Annotated in this window: 1 protein-coding gene; it reads left to right on the forward strand. The window is 63.2% G+C overall.

Features of this window, described 5'->3' with window-relative positions; all coding sequences use genetic code 11:
• Nucleotides 1-35 precede the first annotated feature (35 nt).
• A partial coding sequence (locus GE027_RS22595) for a dockerin type I domain-containing protein (RefSeq protein ID WP_153559495.1) occupies nt 36-1,000 on the forward strand: 965 nt, incomplete at its 3' end.

Genomic DNA, 1,000 nt, shown 5'->3' on the forward strand with positions numbered 1-1,000 from the left:
GCGACTTCCGGGTTAACTTGACCTTAGAGGGCGACATGGAAGGGCTGCCCATCGCCGGTGACTTCGATGGCGATGGCCTGGATGATCTTGGAGCCTGGGCCGACGACGTGTTCTCGCTGGACCTAGCTGCCGATGGCCTGGACGGCTTTACCGACGTCCAGTTCACCTTCGGATTTCCGGGCGTGCGTGAATTGCCCGTGGCCGCCGACTTCAACGGTGACGGTATCGACGATATCGGTCTGTACAATCCCGACGCCGAGGGCGTGGCACCGGGCGAACAATCCGACTGGATGATCCTGGTCAGCCAGGGCGATCCGCTGGCGGCGCTGGACCAACAGTACGGTTTCCAGTACAGCACCAGTACGTTCTTCAACGCCTACGGTGCGCAGGAAAAATGGTTCTTGGATGCGTCGAATCAGTGGTTCTTTATTCTTCCCAGCGGTGAAGTCTATGACTGGGACAATACGGCCGGCGCGGCGCAAGGAACGCTGATCAAGAAAGTCGATCCGGCAGCCTACACGGACTTGGACCGTTTGGTGCTGTCGATTGAAAACGGCGGCAAGCCGGTGGTGCCGGTCACCGACCGGATCGTTGCCGATCCGCAGGGGCTGCTGGGCAACGTGGTGGACTTCACGCCCGAGCCGTTCGGCCCGGACATCTTCGCCAGCTTCGGTGACGAGCAGGCGCTGCCGGTCGTGGGCAACTTCGACCCACCGGTCGTGCCGTCGACGGGGTCGGGCGAGTCGGTATCGGTCGTGGGCCTTGCCGCGACGAACCTGCAAAACGCCTTCGACGTCAACGGCGACGGCGCGGTGGACCCGCAGGACGTGCTGACGGTGCTGAACCATCTGAACCGCTACGGCGTGGGCGAGTTCGCCACAGGCATCGCGATCGAAGCCGGCGGCGTGCAGCTCGGTGGCTGGATGCCGGACGTGGACGGCAGCGGCCGAATCGAACCGTTCGACATGCTGCAGGTGGTGAACGAAGTGAACCGGCTGGC

It is taken from the genome of Roseimaritima sediminicola (assembly GCF_009618275.1).
GTDB classification, from domain to species: Bacteria; Planctomycetota; Planctomycetia; order Pirellulales; family Pirellulaceae; genus Roseimaritima; species Roseimaritima sediminicola.